Below are 20,974 nucleotides of genomic sequence, written 5' to 3'. Positions count from 1 at the left end.
TGAAGGTACTGTATAAACCTCAAGCGCAAATTGTTCATGCCGGGGTGAAGGACATTCATGATCGAAATTAAACACCTGAAAACGCTACAGGCGTTACGAAACAGCGGGTCGCTGGCTGCAGCAGCGGCAACGCTGCATCAGACGCAGTCGGCGCTTTCCCACCAGTTCAGCGATCTGGAACAACGCCTCGGCTTTCGTCTGTTTGTGCGTAAAAGCCAGCCGCTGCGTTTTACGCCACAGGGCGAGATCCTGCTGCAACTGGCCAACCAGGTACTGCCGCAAATCAGCCGTGCGCTGCAGGCCTGTAACGAGCCGCAGCAAGCCACATTGCGCATCGCGATTGAATGCCATAGCTGTATTCAGTGGCTGACGCCCGCGCTTGAAAACTTCCGCCAGAACTGGCCGCAGGTGGAGATGGATTTCAAATCCGGCGTGACCTTTGACCCGCAGCCTGCGCTGCAACAGGGTGAGCTGGACCTGGTCATGACATCCGACATTCTGCCGCGCAGCGGCCTGCACTATTCACCGATGTTTGATTTTGAAGTGCGGCTGGTGCTGGCGCCGGATCATCCGCTGGCGGCAAAAGCGCGCATCACGCCGGACGATCTCGCCAGCGAAACACTGCTGATCTACCCGGTGCAGCGCAGCCGCCTTGATATCTGGCGTCATTTCCTGCAACCGGCAGGTATCAGCCCGGCGCTGAAAAGCGTCGATAACACGCTATTGCTGATTCAGATGGTTGCCGCCCGGATGGGGATCGCGGCGCTGCCGCACTGGGTGGTGGAGAGTTTTGAACGCCAGGGTCTGGTAGTGACCAAAACCCTGGGCGAAGGATTGTGGAGCCGGCTGTACGCGGCGGTGCGCGACGGCGAGCAGCGTCAGCCGGTTACCGAAGCGTTTATTCGCTCAGCGCGGAATCACGCGTGCGATCACCTGCCGTTTGTGCGGAGCGCGGAGCGACCCAACGGCGATGTACCCACAGCGAAGCCATTATCACCGAACCACCAATAATAAAGCTCGGCCAGTGCGGCTGTTCCTGCCAGATAGCGAGGTTGACCAGCAGCCCGGCGGGAACATGCACATTGTTCATAATGCCGAGCGTCCCGGCGTCAACCTGCGTTGCGCCGTAGTTCCACATAAAGTAACCCAGACCGGAAGCGACCACGCCCAGCCATACCAGCACGCCCCACTGCAGGGTGGTCGTTGGCAGCTTCTGCGGGTTACCCATCACAAACCACGCGGTGACGGCAACAACCAACGCGCCCAGATAGAACCACGCAAAGGCGTTGTGCTGTGGCATCGGCCGCGTTTCCATCAGGCGCTTATAGCCGACCATACCGATGGCGAAGCTGATGTTTGCCAGTTGCACCAGAATCAAACCGATCCAGAAGTGATCGCTGACTTTGTCATAACGAATAATCGCCGCGCCAATTACCGCCAGCCCGGCGCTCAGGGCGTAGCTCCAGCGCAGCCCGCGCTTGCTCAGCAGATCGTAAATCAGCGTAACGTACAGCGGCGTGAAGACGGTAAACAGCAAAAATTCAGAGACCGTCAGATAGAGATACGCCTGAAAGCTGAACAGATACATGATGCCAAGCTGCATCGCGCCCACCAGCATATACAGGCCAATGGTTTTCAGGTTGTGCCCGCGCGTGCGCAGGAACGGTAAGAACACCAGCGCCGCCAGCCCCACGCGCATCAGCACGGAGAAATAGCTGTCGACATGGCCAGCAAGGTATTCGCCAATCAGGCTAAAGGAAAAGGCCCACAGGATCGTGGTGATGATCAGTAACGCCACAATGAAGCTCTCTCAAAATAGTGAGGCTTCATTGTAGCGAACTCAGTTGCGCAAAGTTTGAGTATTTGGTTGACATATGATTACTTAATAACCAGGTGTCAATCTTATTGCAGGAACAATTTACGCAGGTAATGTGGCACGGCGTTATCCGCATTGGTGCCAATCACTTCCAGCTCCGGATGCAGGTCTTTCAGGCGCTGATGGGCATTGCCCATAATGCAGCCTTTACCGGCCATCGACAGCATTTCAGCATCGTTCATGCCATCGCCAAAGGCGATGCAATCCTTCAGACCATAGCCCAGCGCACCGGCAACGGCTTCCAACGCATGCCCTTTCGATACGCCGCCCGCCATCACTTCCAGACAGGTTAGCGTCGAGAAGCTGACGTTGACACGGTCGCCCCAGCGCGCATTGATCGCCTGCTCCAGCGGCAGCAGTTTTTCATGGCTGTCGCAGGTGAAAAAGACTTTGCTGATGCCTTTCGGCTCCAGTAAGCCCGGCTCATACAGCGAATACTGGAACACCGCTTCTTTGAAAAAACGCATCTCGTCAGGACGATGGCGATTCATAAACCATTCGTCGTTACGATAGACATTGGTAATGATATCTTTCTCGTTGTGCATCACACCGAACAGATCGCTGGCGATATCGCGATCCAGATTGTGGCTAAAGACCAGATTTCCGTCGGTATCGTGCACGCGCGCGCCGTTGGAAGTGATCATATACGCCTTGATGCCGAGATTATCGCGGATTTGCCCGACATCAACATGGTGGCGGCCGGTAGCAAAGACAAAATTGACGCCGTGGCCGGTCAGCAGTTTTAACGTTTCTTTCGCGAACGGAGACAGTGTGTGGTCAGGGGAGAGCAACGTGCCATCTAAATCAGACGCAACAACCTGGTACATAGGAAAATTTTACCTCAATAAATAATTAGTTATGCCGGTCGAAGAAGTCGACGATGGCGTTGAGCGCGACCGAGCGCATAGCGTCCTTTTCGAAAAGGATCTCATGGTACGCGCCAGGTATAACAAACGGTTTTCCCCCTTCGCAAGGGTGGCCCGCCGCAGCGCGAATTTCGCAGAAGCGTTGTTGCATGCGGTTATCCACCACGTGCTCCTCTTCTGCCTGAATAATCAATGTTGGGGTGTCATCATTTGCCGCCCCTGCCAGCGCGTGTTCTCCGGCCAGAATGCCTTCACGCACCCAGTGCCATGTCGGCCCGCCCACGCGCAGCGTCGGTTCGTCGGCATAAAAACGCAGATTACGCCGGTAACGCTCGCGGCTGTGGGTCAGCACGTTAATCGCGAACGGCAGCGCGCGCCAGCTTCCGGTGCCGATGGCGTAATTTTCACGAAGACGCGGATAGCTTTCCGCCCAGTTAAGCAACGGACGTACCATCCACTCCGGCAGGCGAATGATAATGCCGAACATCGGCGCGCACAGGGCAATAGCATCACAGGCATGCGGATAACGCTGTAAGAAGAGCGTGGAGATCGCGCCGCCCATCGAATGCGCCAGGATATAACGTTTGCGCCAGGGTCCATCGGCGACTTCCTGCTGCCAGAATGCCGCCAAATCATCGACATAATCGCTAAAGTTGACCACATGGCCCCGGTGCGTATCCGCCAACATCCGCCCGGAACGCCCCTGCCCGCGGTGATCGATAATCAACACATCGTAACCAAGGTAGAACAGGTCATACGCCAGTTCGGCGTATTTGACGTAGCTTTCAATACGGCCCGGACACACCACAATCACCCGATCGTGGCGGCGATCGTGAAAGCGGACAAAACTGACGGGTACATTATCAACACCGGTAAACACGGCTTCTTCACGCGAGCGCCAGAAATCCATTAGCGGCCCGGTGGTAAATGCCGCGAACGCTTTTTCTCTGGTTTCCCAGGCCGTTTTTTGCCGAAACATCGGAATTTCGCCCCTGTTAGCCATGTAAAATCGTTTTTTTGTGACCAATAGCAAAATCCACTGACAATAGCGTATTGTGGCATAAAAACAGACAACCAGGAATTTCTCATGACCTTCGAATGGTGGTTCGCCTACCTGCTGACTTCAATCATTTTAAGCCTCTCGCCCGGTTCCGGTGCGATTAACACCATGACCACATCCATCGGCTACGGCTATCGCGGCGCGGCGGCTTCCATTGCCGGTTTGCAGACCGGGCTTGGCATTCATATCGTGCTGGTCGGCGTCGGGCTGGGCACGCTGTTTTCTCGCTCCGTGCTGGCGTTTGAAGTGCTGAAATGGGCGGGCGCAGCCTACCTGATTTGGCTGGGTATTCAGCAGTGGCGCGCCGCAGGCGCTATCGATCTCAATACGCTGGCGAAAACCCAGTCGCGCGGTCGGCTGTTTAAGCGGGCGGTATTCGTTAACCTGACCAACCCGAAAAGCATCGTGTTTCTTGCTGCCCTGTTCCCGCAATTTATCGTGCCGCATCAGCCGCAGGTGATGCAGTATGTGGTGCTGGGGGTGACAACGATTGTCGTCGACATCATTGTCATGATTGGCTACGCGACGCTGGCGCAGCGCATTGCTGGCTGGATCAAAGGCCCGCACCAGATGAAGGCGCTGAATAAGGTATTTGGTTCGCTGTTCGTGCTGGTCGGCGCGTTGCTGGCTTCTGCCCGCCACGCCTGAGGCAGGTGCCCGGTGGCGCTACGCTTACCGGGCCTGGAAAATCCGCAGGCCGGATAACGAAGCGCCAACCGGCAGATGAGTTAACGGGAAATAATCAGGTGGATGCCGAAGCCGGTAAACAGCGCGCCAGCAAAACCGTCAATCCATTTCGCCAGACGCTGATAACCGCGGCGCATTGCCGGCAGTGCGAACAGGCTGGCGACGACGGTAAACCAGGCCAGCGTTTCCAGCGCAATCAGCACGAAAATACCCCAGCGCGCACTGGCGCCGACGCTATCGCCGACAAACAGTGAAAACACCGAGCCGAAGTAGATAATTGCTTTCGGGTTCGCCAGATTGGTCAGTAACCCTTTCAGAAAGCTGCGGCCGCTGCTGGTCGCCAGTTCAACTTTCGGCGCATCAGCCGGTTTCTGATCTTTCTTCAGCGCGCCGCGCAGCATCTGGTAGCCCATCCAGCACAGATAAAGACCGCCGCCGACCATAATAATGCTGTGCAACCACGCCATTTTTTCGAGGATCAAGTTCAGGCCGAGCAGCGCTACGCCAGCCCACACCATTACGCCACAAGTGATGCCGAACACGCCCATCATCGCCTCTTTGCGCGAGCGGCTAACGGCGGTTTGCGAAACGAAGAAGAAATCCGGGCCGGGGCTCATCAGGGCAACGATATGCACCAGCGCCACGGTAAGAAATAACATCAACATAGATAACCTGCGGGAAGATAATTCAGTGAGTGGCTATCCTGGCACTTTTCGGCCGCTAAAACTACTCTTCGTCGCCGTCGACATGCGCGCGGATAAGCGCCATAAATTCCTGGCCGAAACGCTCAAGTTTGCGTGTTCCCACGCCGTTCACGCTGAGCATTTCCCCCGGCGAAAGCGGCATTTGCTCGGCCATCTCGATCAGCGTCGCATCGTTGAACACCACATAAGGCGGGATATTCTCTTCGTCGGCAATCGCTTTTCGTAATTTACGCAGCTTGGCGAACAGCTTGCGATCGTAATTGCCGACGGCGGCTTTTTGCATCACTTTTGGTTTCAGCGCCACCATTCGCGGCACCGCCAGCATCAGCGGTACTTCACCACGCAGCAACGGACGCGCCGCTTCCGTTAGCTGAAGCGCAGAATGCTGGGCAATATTCTGGGTGGCAAATCCCATATGGATAAGCTGGCGGATCACGCTCACCCAGTGTTCATGGCTCTGCTCGCGGCCAATGCCGTACACCGGTAATTTATCGTGGCCGAACTCGCGGATACGTTGATTGTTCGCGCCGCGCAGCACTTCCACCACATACCCCATACCGAAACGCTGATTGACGCGATAGATGGCCGACAGCGCTTTTTGCGCGTCCTGTAAACCATCGTACTGGCGCGGCGGATCGAGGCAAATGTCGCAGTTGCCGCAGGGCTCCTGCCGCCCTTCGCCGAAATAGTTGAGCAGTACCAGACGACGACAGGTTTGCGCTTCAGCAAATGCCCCCATCGCATTGAGCTTGTGCCGCTCAATATCCTGCAATGGCCCGGCCGGTTTCTCTTCCAGACAACGGCGCAACCACGCCATATCCGCCGGATCGTAAAACAGCATCGCTTCCGCAGGCAGGCCGTCACGCCCGGCGCGGCCAGTCTCCTGATAATAGGATTCGATATTACGTGGGATGTCGAAATGCACCACGAAACGGACGTTGGGCTTGTTAATGCCCATGCCGAACGCCACGGTTGCCACCACGATTTGTAAATCGTCGCGCTGGAACTGCTCCTGCACCCGCGCGCGCAGCTCGTTATCCAGCCCGGCATGATACGCCGCCGCGCTGAAACCACGGCTTTGCAGACGCGCAGCGGTGTCTTCCACCTTGGCGCGGCTGTTGCAATAAATAATGCCGGATTTACCGCGCTGCTCCTGTACGTAACGCAGCAACTGATCGAGCGGTTTAAATTTTTCCATCAGCATATAGCGGATGTTCGGACGGTCGAAGCTGCTGACCTGGATCAGCGGATCGTTTAAGCCCAGCAGGCGTTCGATATCGCGTCGCGTGGTGTCATCAGCCGTCGCGGTCAGCGCCATAAAAGGCACGGACGGCAGCATCTGGCGCAGGTGGCCAAGTGCGGCGTATTCCGGGCGGAAATCGTGACCCCACTGGGAAATGCAGTGCGCTTCGTCAACGGCCAACAGCACCGGGTTCCACTGGCGCAACTGATCAAGGAAGTTGTCGAGCATCAGGCGCTCGGGCGCGATATAAAGCAGACGGATCTGCCCGTTGCGACAGCCGTTGATCACCTCAAACTGCTGCTCACGGCTTTGGGTTGAGTTCAGGCACGCCGCCGCAACGCCGTTGGCAAGTAGCTGATCGACCTGATCTTTCATCAGTGAGATCAACGGCGAAACCACCACCGTCAGCCCCTGCAACACCAGCGCCGGAATTTGATAGCACAGGGATTTTCCGCCGCCGGTCGGCATCACCACCAGACAGTCGCGGCCGCGCAGTACGGTGTCGATAATATCCTGCTGGCCCGGGCGGAATTGCTGGTAGCCGAAGGTCTCCTGCAAGACCTGTTTAGCCAGCGATTCCTGATTCAATACTTCCGCCTGCGCCACAATGACCCCATTCGCCTGAAATAAAAACAGGCGCTATTTTCAGCGCCTGCGCCAGAAACTGCAATGCTTAAAACAGATCGTTAAGCATCACGCCCACACCGATACGGGTTTGATTGAAATTATAGTCAATCAATGATTCGCCGTAGCCGCTGTAAACCTGGGTGTAGAACCGGACGTGTCGGGTTATCGGATAGCTGATGCCGATTTCCGCACCGCCGTAGCCGGTATTCCAGTTGTACTGCCCTTTGGCGCTGAGGATTGCCTCGCCCAGTTGATAACCAATCTTCAACTGGTAATAGCCCATGTATTTGGTGATGTCCGGGTTATCGTCGGTGGAACCCACCACATACCAGGGCTTCACTTCAACCATCCAGTTGCCATTCTGCGCCATCAGGCGGGTATAGACGCGGTTCCAGCTACGCGATGTCGGGTCTGAACGGCCGTTTGAATCGTGGTTAAAACCCATCTCCACATCGCGTAACGTCCAGCCAGCAAACTCATAATCGGTGGCGAAACCGAGGAAAAGCTGCGGCTCGTAGTTGGTTTCGCGGAACGGCGATGACTCGGCGCTATTGGAGAGCTGCCACCAGGACTTCTGCGTATAGGAAGCGCCAAAAACAGAATTAGGCCCCAGAATCCCGCGCCACAGCGGAAACGCAAGGCTGAGCTGAAACTTCACTTCGTCCTTACGCGCATTATCAGACCAGTTATAGGAACTGATCGCTTCCTTGTTCAGATCGCTGGTGTCGGTATAGAGCACGTAGTTGGTTTCATAAGGATAAAGCGTGAAAGGATTATCGTGATCCTGCAATAAATTGGCGATGATGCTGCCGCGCACGGCGGGGGCATCATGAACTTCCTTTACCGTAGCTTCCTGTGCGTATGCCATAAAAGGCAGTGCAAGCACTGCGAAAAACCAACCCAGAGAGGTCCGCATCGGTTTTATGCTCCCGAATCATATTGTTGAATTGAAGAATTTCCCCGCAAGTATTCTACATATTTATTGGGTCACTGCTCAGGTATCGGTTCTTAAACTGGAAATCAACAAATAACAGGCATAAAATCAACATTCCATTAACACATCGGATCAGATTGCTATGTCAGCCGTTCTCACAGCCGATCAAACCCTTAAGCTGGTGGGCGAGATTTTTGTCTATCACATGCCGTTCAACCGTGCATTAGGTCTTGAGCTGGAACGTTATGAAAAAGAGTATGCGGAGTTGAAATTTACTAATCAGCCAATGATGGTGGGCAACTGGGCGCAAAGCATTTTACATGGCGGCGTCATCGCCTCGGCGCTGGATGTTGCCGCAGGTCTGGTTTGCGTGGGCAGCACGTTAACGCGCCATGACACTATCAGCGAAGAGGAGCTGCGCCAGCGTTTGTCGCGCATGGGTACCATTGATTTACGCGTCGATTATCTGCGACCAGGGCGCGGTACGCGCTTTACCGCCAGCAGCAGTTTGCTGCGTGCGGGCAATAAAGTCGCCGTCGCCCGCGTTGAGCTGCATAACGAGGATCAACTGCATATCGCCAGCGCGACGGCCACCTATATGGTGGGGTGAGGCTGTTGTGAAAATCGGGTAACATACGGTTACTTTTCAGCAAAGAGTTTTCCCGATGGATGCAAAACAGACGCGGCTGGGCGTGTTACTCGCCCTGGCCGCTTATTTCATTTGGGGGGTTGCCCCGGCCTATTTCAAAGTGATTTGGTACGTACCGGCTGACGAAATTCTCACTCACCGCGTCATCTGGTCCTTCTTCTTTATGCTGGCGTTGATCAGCGTCAGCCGTCAGTGGAGCAACGTAAAAGCGCTGCTGCAAACGCCGAAAAAAATCCTGCTGCTGGCCATCTCCGCCGTACTGGTTGGCGGCAACTGGCTGCTGTTTATCTGGGCGGTGAACCACAACCATATGCTGGAAGCCAGCCTGGGTTACTTTATTAACCCACTGGTGAATATTCTGCTGGGGATGCTGTTTTTGGGCGAGCGTTTCCGCCGTATGCAGTGGCTGGCGGTACTGCTGGCTGCCGTTGGTGTGCTGGTGCAACTGTGGACGTTTGGCTCGCTGCCGATCATTGCGCTCGGTCTGGCATTTAGTTTTGCTTTTTACGGCCTGCTGCGTAAAAAAATTGCTGTCGATGCGCAAACCGGCATGCTGGTAGAAACGCTGTGGTTACTGCCGGTTGCGGCGGTGTGGCTATTTGGCATCACGGATAGCCCGACCAGCCACATGGGGCAAAACAGCCTGTCGCTGAACTTGCTGTTGATGGCCGCCGGTGTGGTTACGACGATTCCTCTGCTGTGCTTTACCGGCGCGGCAATGCGTCTGCGTTTATCGACGTTGGGGTTTTTCCAGTATATCGGTCCGACGCTGATGTTCCTGCTGGCTGTTGCTTTCTATGGCGAACATCCGGGGCCGGATAAGATGGTGACCTTTGGTTTTATCTGGCTGGCGCTGGCGATTTTTGTCATGGATGCGGTATACACACAGCGTGGTTTACGCAAAAACGTGTGATGAAGAGTTTGTGCCGCCGCTTCTTTCCTGCATGCTGAAGCGGCGGCACAATACAATGAACAGGAGAGCATTTTTAGGCTTATTGAGCATAAAGCGCGATTGTTAAGGCTGGCTCCCGATACTCAACGAAATAAAAACGCGCTCCCTGTTCTTTCTTCTGATCAATCAATGTAGGGCCATCAGGTTTCAGGAAATAATGTTCCCGCCGCCCATAAAATATATTCATGGTCGCGTATTCATTACTTAACTGATTCTACTTTCAGTGGCGAAAACGTCTTCACAGATATTAGCTGCCGGCAATGGCACAGGTATGATCCTGTAATGTTTCTGCGGCAATAGCGGTCGTGTCATTACCTGAAGTTTCCAGCAACAGGAAGTCGGAACTATCAAGATTAATAAGCGCAATGGTGGTATATTTCATCTCTTTGCCATCAGCAACAACTTTGTCATTGATTTCTTTAAACAGATTCTTTTGTTTTAATTCATCGAGCGTCACTTTCCGGTAATTATAAGTATTACCCTGCAACTGCAACGGGAATTGAGTCCAGGTGGTACTGTAATTTGTGACGCTATCCAGTGCAGTGCGTACTGCCGGGGCAAGGCAGGAGATATGTAAGTGCAGTTGGTCTTGCGTACGTGAGTTTAAGGCGTTAATAGCGATTGCAATATTCTTCTCTTTGACTTTCATGCCAGCTTTTTCCGACACCAGATCGCGTCCCCACCATGCCATATATAAATAGGGTGGCAGATTATCTGCCAGTAATTGCGGGTCCTCAACACCGGTAATTTTCGCCAGCGGCAGCAGCAGATACTGATAATTATCATTATCGACTTTATAATAGACATAACCGTTGTTTTCATCTACCAGAGCACAGGGGGCATATAAACTGTTAGTTGTATAATTGACTTCGCATTGATTATGAACCTTATCCCATAATATATTTCTGTCGGCATGTGCCGTTGATACAAAAAAACCGAACAAAAATAAAGCAGCGGTAAAAACTTTCATAACTATCTCTCCCGGATAAGACGTGAATTAAAATACACAATAATTTTAATTTCTGAAGAGAAAACCGCAAACGTGATAATTCCTGATTATTCTGCCGCGGCTATCAGTTTGCTGCCAGTTAATACCTTGACTCATGCGGACGGGCAAGTTAACGACGGAAGATCGTCGAAACCAGCAGTCATCAGGGGAGGAAAGTGAATTAGCATCCGCTACGTGGCAACGGTACGTCAGGCCGATGAGCCCCCCGTTTTCCTCACGCAGTAAAAAGGGCGGCAGCGCCGCCCGTTGTCTTACAGCCAGTTGCGGCGCTTGAAGTAGAGATACGGCGCCAGCCCGGCGAGGATCATAAAGACAATCGCGCCAGGGTAGCCGAAGCTCCAGTGCAGCTCGGGCATAAATTCAAAGTTCATCCCGTAGCTGGATGCCACCAGCGTCGGCGGCAGGAACACCACGGAAACAACCGAGAAGATCTTGATGATGCGGTTCTGCTCGATATTGATGAAACCCATCGCCGCCTGCATCAGAAAGTTCACCTTCTGGAACAGGGATTCATTGTGCGGCAGCAGAGATTCGATATCGCGCAGGATCTCGCGCGCCTGCTCCAGCTGACCGGCCGGTAAACGCGCCTTGCGCACCAGGAAGTTCAGCGCGCGCTGGGTATCCATCAGACACAGACGTACCTTCCAGCCGATATCTTCCTGCTCCGCCAGCGTTGAAAGCGCGTCGTCATATTCATCGCCCTGCTGGCCTTCCATAATGACGCGGCTCAGTTTTTCCAGGTCGCTGTAGATGTTTTCGATTTCATCCGCCAGCTGTTCGATTTTGGTTTCGAACAGATCCAGCAGCAGTTCATAGGCGTTGCCATCAACCATCTCCTGGCTGCGGGCGCGCATACGATAGAGGCGAAACGCGGGTAATTCGCGCTCACGCAACGTGAACAGGCGGCCTTCGCGAATGGTGAATGCCACCGTTGAGTTACCGGCGTGATCTTCCGCGTCTTCAAAAAAGAAGAAGGAGTGGATGTGTAGCCCGTCTTCGTCCTCGAAAAAACGCGCGGAGGCTTCGATGTCTTCCAGTTCAGGTCGGGTGGCCAGGTTCTGACCCAATTCCGTTTGCACGCGGGTTCGTTCGTCTTCGTCCGGCTCGACCAAATCAACCCAAACCGAGCTGGCGAGGTGTTTGATTTCGTCAGCCTCAAGACGGGTTAAACGATTGTTTTCCAGTTGAAATGCGCTCAGCATGGCCGGGACTCCCAATGCAAAAAATATCGGACAGTTCGGTGGGCACACAAGAAACGAATTGGGTTTCAGACCATTAAACAGCCTGACTCAGCGCGACGGGAAACATGCAGGTCGCTGACAACCTCTGAGGCTATCAGCATGAGAAAATAGCCTTAGGAGTTGTTCCTGTGGAACAGGAGATTGAGCCAGTATCTACTGGGTGTGTCCAAGGCGAATGTCCTCTTAGCGTGATCGTGCGCGCATGTTACGCCAGCACTCAGAAGGCGTCAACACGCAACGAAACGCTAAAGAGCAATATTTGCCCTTCAGCGTATAAGGCTAGCAGATTATTACAAAATTATGATATTTTTCTGAATGTTAGACGGTTTCCAGCTTCGCATAGGCGGCCACCAGCCATTTAATACCCTGCCCCTGGAAAGCCACCTGCAAACGGCTGTGTTCGCCGCTGCCTTCCATGTTCACTACCGTACCTTCGCCAAACTTCGCATGGCGCACGCGCTGGCCAAGTTTATAGCCGGTGTCGCTCTGCGCGGCTGGCGTTCCCATGCGCTGATGGCTGACCGGGCGGCTGATGCTGGCGCGTAAACGCACCTCTTCCACACACTCTTCCGGCAGTTCGCCGATAAAGCGTGAAGGACGGTGATAAACCTCTTTTCCGTACAAACGACGCGTTTCGGCATAGGTTAAAGTCAGTTTCTGCATCGCGCGCGTCACGCCGACATACGCCAGGCGGCGCTCCTCTTCCAGACGGCCGCCCTCATCCAGCGACATCTGGCTCGGGAACATGCCCTCTTCCATGCCAACGATAAAGACCTGCGGGAATTCCAGACCTTTTGCCGAGTGCAGCGTCATAAGCTGCACCGCATCCTGCCAGGTGTCCGCCTGCCCTTCGCCCGCTTCCAGCGCGGCGTGGGAAAGAAACGCCTGCAACGGCATCAAATCTTCATCTTCTTCGTTGTAGCTGAACTGCCGCGTGGCGGTGACCAGCTCCTCTAAGTTCTCAATACGCGTCTGGCCTTTCTCGCCCTTCTCCTGCTCGTACATCATGCGCAGACCGGAGTCGTTCACTACCCGGTCGGTTTGCACATGCAGCGGCATATCGGCCGTTTCCTGCGCCAGCGCGTCAATCAGTTCCAGGAAGCGTTGCAGGGCGCTTGCTGCACGGCCCGCCAGCGCTTTTTCCTGTAGCAATTCACGCGTCGCCTGCCACAGCGTCAACTGGCGATCGCGGGACGTCTGGCGCACGACATCCAGCGTGCGATCGCCAATGCCGCGCGTCGGCGTATTCACTACGCGCTCAAACGCGGCATCATCATTGCGGTTGGCGATCAAACGCAGATAGGAGAGCGCATCTTTGATCTCCTGGCGTTCGAAGAATCGCATACCGCCATAAATGCGGTACGGCATACTGGCCTGCAACAGCGCCTCTTCCAGCACGCGCGACTGGGCGTTGCTGCGATAGAGAATGGCGCACTGCGTCAGTTGCCCGCCGTTGTCCTGCCAGGCTTTGATACGGTTAACGACAAATCGCGCTTCATCCAGCTCGTTGAACGCGCAATAGAGTGAAATCGGCTCGCCATCGACGCCGTCGGTCCACAGATTTTTCCCCAGCCGCCCATTGTTGTTTTCAATCAGGGCGTTAGCGGCGCTAAGGATATTACTGGTGGAGCGGTAGTTCTGCTCCAGGCGAATGGTCTGCGCGCCGGGGAAATCTTTCAGGAAGCGCTGGATGTTTTCCACCTGCGCGCCGCGCCAGCCGTAAATAGACTGATCATCGTCGCCGACGATCATCACCTTGCCGGTGTCGCCCGCCAGCAGGCGGATCCATGCGTACTGAATGTTGTTGGTATCCTGGAATTCGTCCACCAGGATATTGGTAAAACGTTCACGATAGTGCTGCAAAATATGCGGCTTGTTCAGCCACAGCTCATGGGCGCGCAGCAGCAGCTCGGCAAAATCCACCAGCCCGGCGCGATCGCAGGCTTCCTGGTAGGCCTGATAAACTTTCTGCCAGGTCTGCTCAACCGGGTTACCGAAACTTTGAATATGATGCGGACGAATGCCCTCATCTTTCTGGCCGTTGATGTACCACATTGCCTGACGCGGCGGCCACTGCTTCTCATCCAGATTCATCGCTTTGATCAGACGTTTCAGCAGCCGGAGCTGATCTTCACTGTCGAGAATCTGGAAATCCTGCGGCAGCCCGGCATCCATGTGGTGCGCGCGCAGCAAGCGGTGCGCCAGGCCGTGGAACGTGCCCACCCACATTCCGCCCTGCGAGGTGCCCATCAACTGACCGATACGGTGACGCATTTCCGCCGCCGCTTTATTGGTAAAAGTGACCGCCATGATCGAGTATGGCGAGCAGTTCTCCACGGTCATCAGCCAGGCGATACGGTGTACCAGCACGCGCGTCTTACCGCTCCCCGCCCCGGCCAGCACCAGCATATTGCTGCGCTCTGCGGCTACGGCGTCGCGCTGTTTGTCATTGAGGCTGTCGAGCAGATAAGAAACGTCCATAGGTACCGTCGTGTCGTCGTCAGGAATTGAACGAAGCGCCCGATGGCGCCTCGCTTACCGGGTCTACGTTACCGCAGGACGGATAAGCGTAGCGCCATCCGCCAAAAAACCCTGGTATTTTATACAGAACTGTTGGTGATTATATCAGCGTCGTGAGGGATGCCAACCGCGAAATTTCCATATGCGGTAACAAACGGCTGTCGGTTGCCTGTAACAGATCGGTGCCTTCCGGCTTGATCCAGCATGCCTGCATGCCGCAACGGATCGCGCCCGCAACATCCGTAGTCAAATCGTCGCCAACATGCAGAATATCCTCAACCGCCACACCAAGGCGATCTGCGGCCAGATGGTACATGTCGCTGAACGGTTTTGAACGCCCGTCCGGCCCGGCGCGCAGCACGAATTCAAAGTAATCGCCCAACCCGAACAGTTCCGGCTGCGCGTTACCGTTGGTGATCGCCACCAGCGGCCACTTCGTTGCCAGTCTCTTCAGCGTGTCGTGGGTTTCCTGCGGTACATCAATGCGGCTGCGCCATTTGGCAAAGTTAACCATCGAGGCCTGTGCGCCGACGGCGGCTTCCTCGACTGTCAGCCCGGCGTTTAGCATCGCCTGTTCAACGGCGCGTCGCCGCCATTCGGTAACGTCGTGATAGATCTCCGGCTCGGTTTCCCGCAGCGACTGGCGCAGACGCTTGAATTCTTCATTTTCCAGGTCGTTCAGCGCCGGATGATAGCGTTGCACAAACGCCAGCGCTTCCTGTTCGGTACGCTGGATCACCAGCCGGTTATCGTAAAGTGTATCGTCCAGGTCAAAAGTGATCGCGGAGATCTGACCCAATGGGCGGTAAAAACGCATTATTTCCCCCGTTTGGCGCGCGGGTGCGCGGCGTCGTACACCGATGCAAGGTGTTGAAAATCGAGATGGGTATAGATTTGTGTCGTTGAAAGATTGGCGTGACCAAGCAACTCCTGCACCCCGCGCAGATCGCCGCTCGATTCAAGCATATGTGTAGCGAATGAGTGCCGCAGTTTATGCGGATTCACGTGACTGTGAAGCCCCTGGCGGATGCCCCACTCGGCAAAACGTTTTTGCACATTACGCGCCGAAATTCGTTTCCCCAGCTTCGATAAAAACAGCGCATCCTCTTCTGCGCCAAACAGCCCACGCAGATCGAGCCAGTGCTCGATCCAGGTCACCGCACTGCGACCAATAGGCAAGCGGCGCTCTTTGCTGCCCTTGCCCATTACCCACACTTCACCGCTTTCCAGATTCAGATGTTTGATATCCAGATTCACCAGTTCCGAAAGACGCAGACCGGCGCCGTACATCACTTCCAGCATGGCCCGATCGCGCACTGCCAGCGGATCGTTAAGATCGATATCCAGCAGCCGGTTCATATCATCAACATCAATATTCTTCGGTAAATGGCGCGGCGCTTTCGGTGCCGAAATGCCCTTCGCCGGGTTTGCCGGCAGCTCACCCTGGCTGACCATCCAGTCAAAGAAACTGCGCAGCGCCGAAAGCCGCAGCGCCAGGCTTGCCGGGCCGAGCCCTTTTCGTCGGCTGCGTACGGCAATTGCGCGCACCATCGCAGCATCACATTGTTGCCAGCTTTTCAGGCCGGTTTCACCGGTCAAAGCAATGATGGCATCAAGCTGACGCTGATAATTAAGCAGCGTAATGGGGCTGAGCTGACGTTCAACGCCAAGGTAGCGCAGGAATTTGCTGACGGCAGGTAACAGCGGCGAATCGCTCATACGCGCTCGATCCAGCGTTCCAGAAGATCCGGCAGCATCTGCGCTATCTCATCTAAAAGCTGGGTGCCCTGACCTGGCTGGTAATGGTGAACATCACGACTGCTGAACAGCACCACGCCAAGGGAGCCGTCCGGCCCCATTAATGACAAGGCCACGGAGCCGATTGCTTTCGCTTCCGGCAACAGCAGCAACAGCTCCGGCCCGTTTAATGAGCCGAGATAGTGGTACTGCTGGCCTAAGCGTTGAATACGCAACGATTCAAACGCCTGACGGGAGAGCGCAAGATGGGTGTAGCGGGAAGGCGCGCCCAGACGCCAGCGATCGGGAAACAGGCGGATAGTCGCGCCTGCCAGCCCCAGATCGCGCGCCCAGCGATGAAAACGGTTAAGCATCTCTTCGAGGCTGCTGGCGGATGCCAGCCGACTTTGCAGGCGCAGCAGACGATAGAATAATCCTTCGTTTGCGCTCGCCTGCTCCATCAGCAAGGTCATGTTCTCTTCCAGCACATTGATGTGATTGCGCGAGCGCGCCATGTGCCATTCAACCAGAGAAACCGTACCGCGCACCGGGTGCGGCACGCGCATTTGCTCTACCAGCCGCGCATTACGGATAAAGAATTCAGGATGGTGCAGCAAATATTCCGCCACCGCCTGGTCATCCAGTTCGGCCAACGGCTCCTGCTGCTCTTCTCCTATATGCTTCATAGATGAATAAACCCGTCATAGACATGTGCCGCCGGGCCAGTCATAAACAACGGTTGACCCGGTCCTTTCCACGCGATATCAAGCCGACCGCCCGGTAATTCAACGCGAACATTTTCGGCCAGTAAATCCTGCTGAATGCCGACCGCAACGGCCGCACAAGCGCCGCTGCCGCAGGCCTGGGTTTCACCTGCACCACGTTCAAAGACGCGCAGACGAATGTGATCCCGTGAGACAACCTGCATAAAACCGATATTGGCGCGCTCAGGAAAACGTTCGTGGCTCTCCATCACTGGCCCCAGTGTTTCTACCGGCGCGGTGTCCACGTCATCAACCTGAATAACGCAGTGCGGATTACCCATCGAAACAACGCCGCACAGTATGGTTTGCTCCGCCGCCCGCATAATATAGGTCTTTTCCGCTTTGTTGGCGCGGAACGGCACCTGCGACGGTTCGAAGTTTGGCTCGCCCATATTGACGCGAACCAGTTCGTCTTCCGTTACGCTCAATACCATACGACCGTTCGCCGTACTGACGCGGATATCACGTTTATTGGTTAATCCTTTCAGGCGAACAAAGCGGGCGAAACAGCGCGCGCCGTTACCACACTGCGACACTTCACTGCCGTCGGCATTGAAAATACGGTAGTGAAAATCGAGTTCGGGATCGTAGGGAGGCTCAACCACCAGCAGTTGATCAAACCCAACGCCAAGGTGACGATCCGCCAGACGACGGATCAGCTCTGGTGAGAAAAAGACATTCTGCGTTACCGCGTCGACGACCATAAAATCGTTGCCAAGGCCATGCATTTTTGAGAACTGCATCATCTACTCCAGTTGCGCGGATACAGAACGGTAGCGTCAGTAATTCACCTGGCTCGGAGAGCCGTCGTCACCACGATCGTTGCTATCCGGCGTGCTCGGCTGGATCGTGCTGGTTTGCGTTTTGGTTGGCGGCGGCGCGTTTTTATCCGCAGGAGGAAAATAGAGCGGCCCCTTCAGACCACAACCCGTCAGGCTGAACAGAGTCAGCAGTACGGCCATCGCGCGAAACACATCTTTCATTATGAGTTGCCTGTAAGTTCATTCTTTCTGCTTTCTATCATCGCAGGAGAAGACACAAAAGCAAGAGTTTGCTGGTTTAGGGCATCGGGAAATGTTTCGCGTTATACTGCTGCCATCATAAAAAACAGGAAAGCAGAATGAACGACAGTGAATTTCATCGCCTCGCCGACAGCCTGTGGCTCACCATCGAAGAACGCCTTGATGACTGGGATGGCGACAGCGACATCGACTGCGAAATCAACGGCGGCGTCTTAACCATTAGCTTTGAAAACAGCAGCAAAATTATCATTAACCGCCAGGAGCCGCTGCACCAGGTGTGGCTGGCGACCAAACAGGGCGGCTACCATTTCGATCTGAAGGGTGACGACTGGGTTTGCGATCGCAGCGGCGAAACCTTCTGGGATCTGCTGGAACAGGCCGCCTCGCAGCAAGCGGGCGAAACGGTGACTTTTCGTTAATATTAGCCGGATAAGGTGTTAATGATTTATCCGGCACGCATTACGAGAAATATTGCTGCAACAGCGGCGCGTCGTTGTCCTGATTCGCCGGTGTTGCGGTGCTGATTGTCTGATTGCGGAACGGGATCACCTGCGCACGCCCTTCCGTATTCACAATCTGATAGAACTGCGGCAAGTTGAAGTTAATAAAGCTGGAACCGTAAGTGAAGCGGTCATGCGATGACGAGTAGAAACGGCTTACATCCCGCACCAGCTCCTCTTTGCTGCCTTCACAGTGGTGATAGACTTCCGCGCGGTTGCTCTCATCCAGGATATAGATGTTAAAGCCTTCTTCACCGGTCTCTTCAAAGAAGAACTGAATAATCCCTTCGCTGGCAAAGCCATCCACCACCGCTGGTAATTCGACGTGATTGGTTTCAACCTGCACGGAAAGGCCATGCAGTTTGTTATGCGAAATCGCACCGTAAAACTCGATCGCGTTTTCCAGCTTCTGTACCGACACATTCAGGCGTTCAAAGAACAGCCCCCAGGTCTGGCCCGCCACGCGCAACGCTTTAAAGCGCCCGGTTTCCTGGCGCGTACTGGAAAGACGCAGCTCAATACACTCAGAAACCAGCTGCTGGACGCGGGTTCGAATCAGGCCGCGCAGATGCTGGCTGTAGCAGAACACTTCAACACTATCCGGCGGTGCCGCATCCTGATGCATTTTGCCGAGAATCGTTTTCAGCGCTTCGATCATCGCCTGCTCGCCGTTGAAATGCAGAGTACGCACCTCATTCCACGAATTGCGGTAGAGCAGATCCACGCTACCGACGAGGCAGTTTTGCTGCTCGCCGAAGCTGAAGACATCAAGCTTACGGAAGTCGAAATGCACCACCTGGTTACGAAACGCCGCAGTCGGGTCGTACTCCAGGTTGACGATAATCGCCAGATGACGGATTTCGCACGGGCTATAGAGCGCTTTCGGGGTCGGCGCAGGCAGGCGCAGCGGGAAGTGATGCGATACATCCGCCACCATCTCCTGCAACTTCGCCAGATCGACCACATCGTTGCCTTTAATAAACAGATGCGTGCGCGAGGTCAGCAGCCCGTTAAACCAGGCCCAGGCCACCAGTTTATTCAGATAGCGGTTATATTCCAGCGGCTGATGGCTGACGATGGAATCCATGTTCGGCGCGCGATTGTACAGATACCAGCCAGTGCGGTTGGCGCGGCCTGGCGGAACATGAATAAAGGTTAAATTGGGTTCGGAGAGATCCGGTGAAATCTGCGGGTTTACCAGCGTTACTTTGCCCGGCAACGCCTCAAAGGCGGCATACAGTTTACGGGTCAACACCCCGATATCCTGCGGGCTGGCGGAAACGCTCAGATTATTACGGCGGGCGAAACGGATCAGATTGCGGTAGCTCTGCATCATCGCGTCGAGCAGCTCATTGTGCGCTTCGCGTACCTGATCGATTTTCCAGTTGGCGCGGTTGTCCAGCATGACCACGCGCGCATCGTCCCAGCCCCACTCTTTTACCAACTGCGCGATCACTTCTCGACGCCAGCCAACGCAGGCGCGTTCACGGCTGAGCTTCTCACACACTTTTAAGTAGAAACATCGACGCGCCAGATCGAGACGGGCGGTGTCTTCGATGGCAACCAGATATTGCGTTACGCGTTCCAGCATCATGCAGTAGTGATCAAGACCGAAGGAGACGATCTCGCCATCATGCAGACGCTGTTTAATGTCTTTCGCCAGCAGGCGCGTGTTGGGATATTCCCAGGAATAAGCTTCCAGTAGCAGGGTTTTCAACACGGCTTTGTACGGGGAATCGATACTTTTATAGAGCTGCCAAAGGCTGGCGCCAAAGTACTCTTCCGCCGAAAGGGAACTTAAGCCGCCGAGATCCAGCCACTCATTTGGCGTCAGCACGCCCTGCGCGTAAAGCGTCATTACGTAGTCGTCGTAATGCTCTTCTTCATCGCCCGGCACCATATTCCAAAGAATACGTTTCCCGGCGAGACGCACGGCGGTGCGATAAAATTCGTCAAGCAACAGTATATGTTGCGTCGAACCGCAATCCTCGCCGCCCAGACTGCCGCTTTCGTTATGGCGGAAACGGTTTTCATCAATCAGGAAGAAGCTCACTTCCACGCCCAGCGACGCGGCCCAGCTTTCCAGCAGGCTGCATTTACGCTGCAACAGTTGCCGCTCTTCGTTATCGAGCCAGGATTGATGACATACCCAGATGTCCAGATCCGAAGAGCAACTTTGCCCAACGGATGACGTGCTACCCATAGAGTAAACGCCGGTGATCGGTAATTCGCCTTTTGGCGACTCCTGCGGCGGCAAACCACGGTGCAGTTCGAGTTCGTTCAGATAGTGAAGTTGGTTTTCATCAGGCGTGTAAAGGCAAATGCCTTGGGGAACGTTACCCTCAAGGTAACCCGGCATCAGCGGATGATGGTAGTGCAGTAATGTCGGCAGCAGACTGTAGACCTGCTGAAAAGCAGGCCCCATGGCAGCAAGCGCGCGTTCCACACGCAGTTGATTGATGGCATCCAGTCTCTGTTTCAGAGTCTCAATATAGAGGTACAAGACATATCGCCTGATGTTTACAGAAAATTCAAAGTCGCCGTTGCCATTTTTCGCCCTTATCTTTATAGGGGTACCGACGA

21 protein-coding genes are annotated in these 20,974 nt (G+C 54.8%); 5 read left to right on the top strand and 16 right to left on the bottom strand.

The window, feature by feature from the left end; translation table 11 throughout:
- The first annotated feature begins 57 nt into the window (after positions 1-57).
- Positions 58-1,011, top strand: coding sequence for an HTH-type transcriptional regulator MetR (gene metR / locus C0557_RS26940; RefSeq protein ID WP_071892795.1), 954 nt, complete (start codon positions 58-60; stop codon positions 1,009-1,011).
- Here the strand turns inward: metR and C0557_RS26935 are convergent.
- From C0557_RS26935 to pldB, 3 genes are all read right to left on the bottom strand, one after another.
- Positions 899-1,798 (bottom strand): carboxylate/amino acid/amine transporter, encoded by a 900-nt coding sequence (locus C0557_RS26935; RefSeq protein WP_208662664.1) that lies wholly within the window; start codon positions 1,796-1,798, stop codon positions 899-901. The genes metR and C0557_RS26935 overlap by 113 nt on opposite strands.
- 104 nt (positions 1,799-1,902) lie before the next feature.
- Positions 1,903-2,703 carry a sugar/pyridoxal phosphate phosphatase YigL gene (gene yigL, locus C0557_RS26930; RefSeq protein ID WP_208662662.1) on the bottom strand — a complete coding sequence of 267 codons (801 nt, stop codon included), beginning with the start codon at positions 2,701-2,703 and terminating at the stop codon, positions 1,903-1,905.
- 25 nt (positions 2,704-2,728) lie between these two features.
- Positions 2,729-3,721: a lysophospholipase L2 gene (gene pldB / locus C0557_RS26925; protein ID WP_074779963.1), complete on the bottom strand. Its 993-nt coding sequence runs from the start codon at positions 3,719-3,721 to the stop codon at positions 2,729-2,731.
- A gap of 108 nt (positions 3,722-3,829) precedes the next feature.
- On the opposite strand from pldB, the gene rhtB reads away from it, so the two are divergent.
- On the top strand, positions 3,830-4,450 hold the full coding sequence (rhtB, locus tag C0557_RS26920; RefSeq protein ID WP_007369155.1) for a homoserine/homoserine lactone efflux protein: 621 nt from the start codon (positions 3,830-3,832) through the stop codon (positions 4,448-4,450).
- A gap of 80 nt (positions 4,451-4,530) precedes the next feature.
- On the opposite strand, the gene rhtC is transcribed toward rhtB, so the two are convergent.
- The 3 genes from rhtC to pldA all read right to left on the bottom strand — a co-directional run bounded on the left by rhtC (position 4,531) and on the right by pldA (position 7,979).
- The gene (rhtC, locus tag C0557_RS26915; protein ID WP_208662660.1) at positions 4,531-5,154 is read right to left on the bottom strand and encodes a threonine export protein RhtC; all 624 of its coding nucleotides are present in this window, start codon (positions 5,152-5,154) and stop codon (positions 4,531-4,533) included.
- 61 nt (positions 5,155-5,215) lie between these two features.
- Positions 5,216-7,042 carry an ATP-dependent DNA helicase RecQ gene (gene recQ / locus C0557_RS26910; RefSeq protein WP_074779959.1) on the bottom strand — a complete coding sequence of 609 codons (1,827 nt, stop codon included), beginning with the start codon at positions 7,040-7,042 and terminating at the stop codon, positions 5,216-5,218.
- Between the two features lie 67 nt (positions 7,043-7,109).
- On the bottom strand, positions 7,110-7,979 hold the full coding sequence (gene pldA / locus C0557_RS26905) for a phospholipase A (protein ID WP_208662658.1): 870 nt from the start codon (positions 7,977-7,979) through the stop codon (positions 7,110-7,112).
- Positions 7,980-8,139: 160 nt separating this feature from the next.
- On the opposite strand from pldA, the gene yigI reads away from it, so the two are divergent.
- A complete protein-coding gene (gene yigI / locus C0557_RS26900; RefSeq protein WP_007369159.1) occupies positions 8,140-8,607 on the top strand; it encodes an acyl-CoA thioesterase YigI in 468 nt (155 codons plus the stop codon).
- Positions 8,608-8,662: 55 nt separating this feature from the next.
- Positions 8,663-9,559, top strand: a complete 897-nt coding sequence (gene rarD, locus C0557_RS26895; protein WP_074779956.1) for an EamA family transporter RarD — start codon at positions 8,663-8,665, stop codon at positions 9,557-9,559.
- 286 nt (positions 9,560-9,845) lie between these two features.
- On the opposite strand, the gene C0557_RS26890 is transcribed toward rarD, so the two are convergent.
- The 9 genes from C0557_RS26890 to C0557_RS26855 form a co-directional block, all read right to left on the bottom strand.
- Positions 9,846-10,568, bottom strand: coding sequence for a CDP-diacylglycerol diphosphatase (locus C0557_RS26890; protein ID WP_208662656.1), 723 nt, complete (start codon positions 10,566-10,568; stop codon positions 9,846-9,848).
- A gap of 290 nt (positions 10,569-10,858) precedes the next feature.
- Positions 10,859-11,809, bottom strand: coding sequence for a magnesium/cobalt transporter CorA (gene corA, locus C0557_RS26885; RefSeq protein ID WP_007369161.1), 951 nt, complete (start codon positions 11,807-11,809; stop codon positions 10,859-10,861).
- Between the two features lie 152 nt (positions 11,810-11,961).
- Entirely contained in the window at positions 11,962-12,018 is a 57-nt protein-coding gene (gene ysgD, locus C0557_RS27725) for a YsgD/CorL family protein (RefSeq protein ID WP_367888890.1), read from the bottom strand.
- A gap of 148 nt (positions 12,019-12,166) precedes the next feature.
- Positions 12,167-14,329 carry a DNA helicase II gene (gene uvrD, locus C0557_RS26880; protein ID WP_208662655.1) on the bottom strand — a complete coding sequence of 721 codons (2,163 nt, stop codon included), beginning with the start codon at positions 14,327-14,329 and terminating at the stop codon, positions 12,167-12,169.
- A 139-nt stretch (positions 14,330-14,468) separates the two neighbouring features.
- Positions 14,469-15,185 (bottom strand): 5-amino-6-(5-phospho-D-ribitylamino)uracil phosphatase YigB, encoded by a 717-nt coding sequence (yigB, locus tag C0557_RS26875; RefSeq protein WP_074779950.1) that lies wholly within the window; start codon positions 15,183-15,185, stop codon positions 14,469-14,471.
- Positions 15,185-16,087: a tyrosine recombinase XerC gene (xerC, locus tag C0557_RS26870; RefSeq protein WP_074779948.1), complete on the bottom strand. Its 903-nt coding sequence runs from the start codon at positions 16,085-16,087 to the stop codon at positions 15,185-15,187. Before xerC ends, yigB begins: the two co-directional genes overlap by 1 nt.
- A complete protein-coding gene (locus C0557_RS26865; RefSeq protein WP_208662653.1) occupies positions 16,084-16,791 on the bottom strand; it encodes a DUF484 domain-containing protein in 708 nt (235 codons plus the stop codon). The genes xerC and C0557_RS26865 overlap by 4 nt, the downstream gene beginning before the upstream one ends.
- Complete coding sequence (dapF, locus tag C0557_RS26860) at positions 16,788-17,612, bottom strand: diaminopimelate epimerase (RefSeq protein WP_007369166.1); 825 nt, start codon at positions 17,610-17,612, stop codon at positions 16,788-16,790. Before dapF ends, C0557_RS26865 begins: the two co-directional genes overlap by 4 nt.
- A 36-nt stretch (positions 17,613-17,648) precedes the next feature.
- Positions 17,649-17,852: a lipoprotein gene (locus tag C0557_RS26855; RefSeq protein WP_007369167.1), complete on the bottom strand. Its 204-nt coding sequence runs from the start codon at positions 17,850-17,852 to the stop codon at positions 17,649-17,651.
- Between the two features lie 137 nt (positions 17,853-17,989).
- Here C0557_RS26855 and cyaY point away from each other — a divergent pair, with 137 nt between their 5' ends.
- Positions 17,990-18,310, top strand: coding sequence for an iron donor protein CyaY (cyaY, locus tag C0557_RS26850; RefSeq protein WP_208662651.1), 321 nt, complete (start codon positions 17,990-17,992; stop codon positions 18,308-18,310).
- Between the two features lie 40 nt (positions 18,311-18,350).
- Here cyaY and cyaA read toward each other — a convergent pair whose 3' ends face one another.
- Complete coding sequence (cyaA, locus tag C0557_RS26845; protein ID WP_074779944.1) at positions 18,351-20,894, bottom strand: class I adenylate cyclase; 2,544 nt, start codon at positions 20,892-20,894, stop codon at positions 18,351-18,353.
- Positions 20,895-20,974 lie beyond the last annotated feature (80 nt).

Origin of the sequence: Kosakonia sp. MUSA4 (assembly GCF_013085925.1) — a bacterium.
Taxonomy (GTDB): domain Bacteria; phylum Pseudomonadota; class Gammaproteobacteria; order Enterobacterales; family Enterobacteriaceae; genus Kosakonia; species Kosakonia sacchari_B.
The sequence above is the reverse complement of the archived record's forward strand: the minus strand, read 5'-3'. Positions and strand labels throughout refer to the sequence as shown.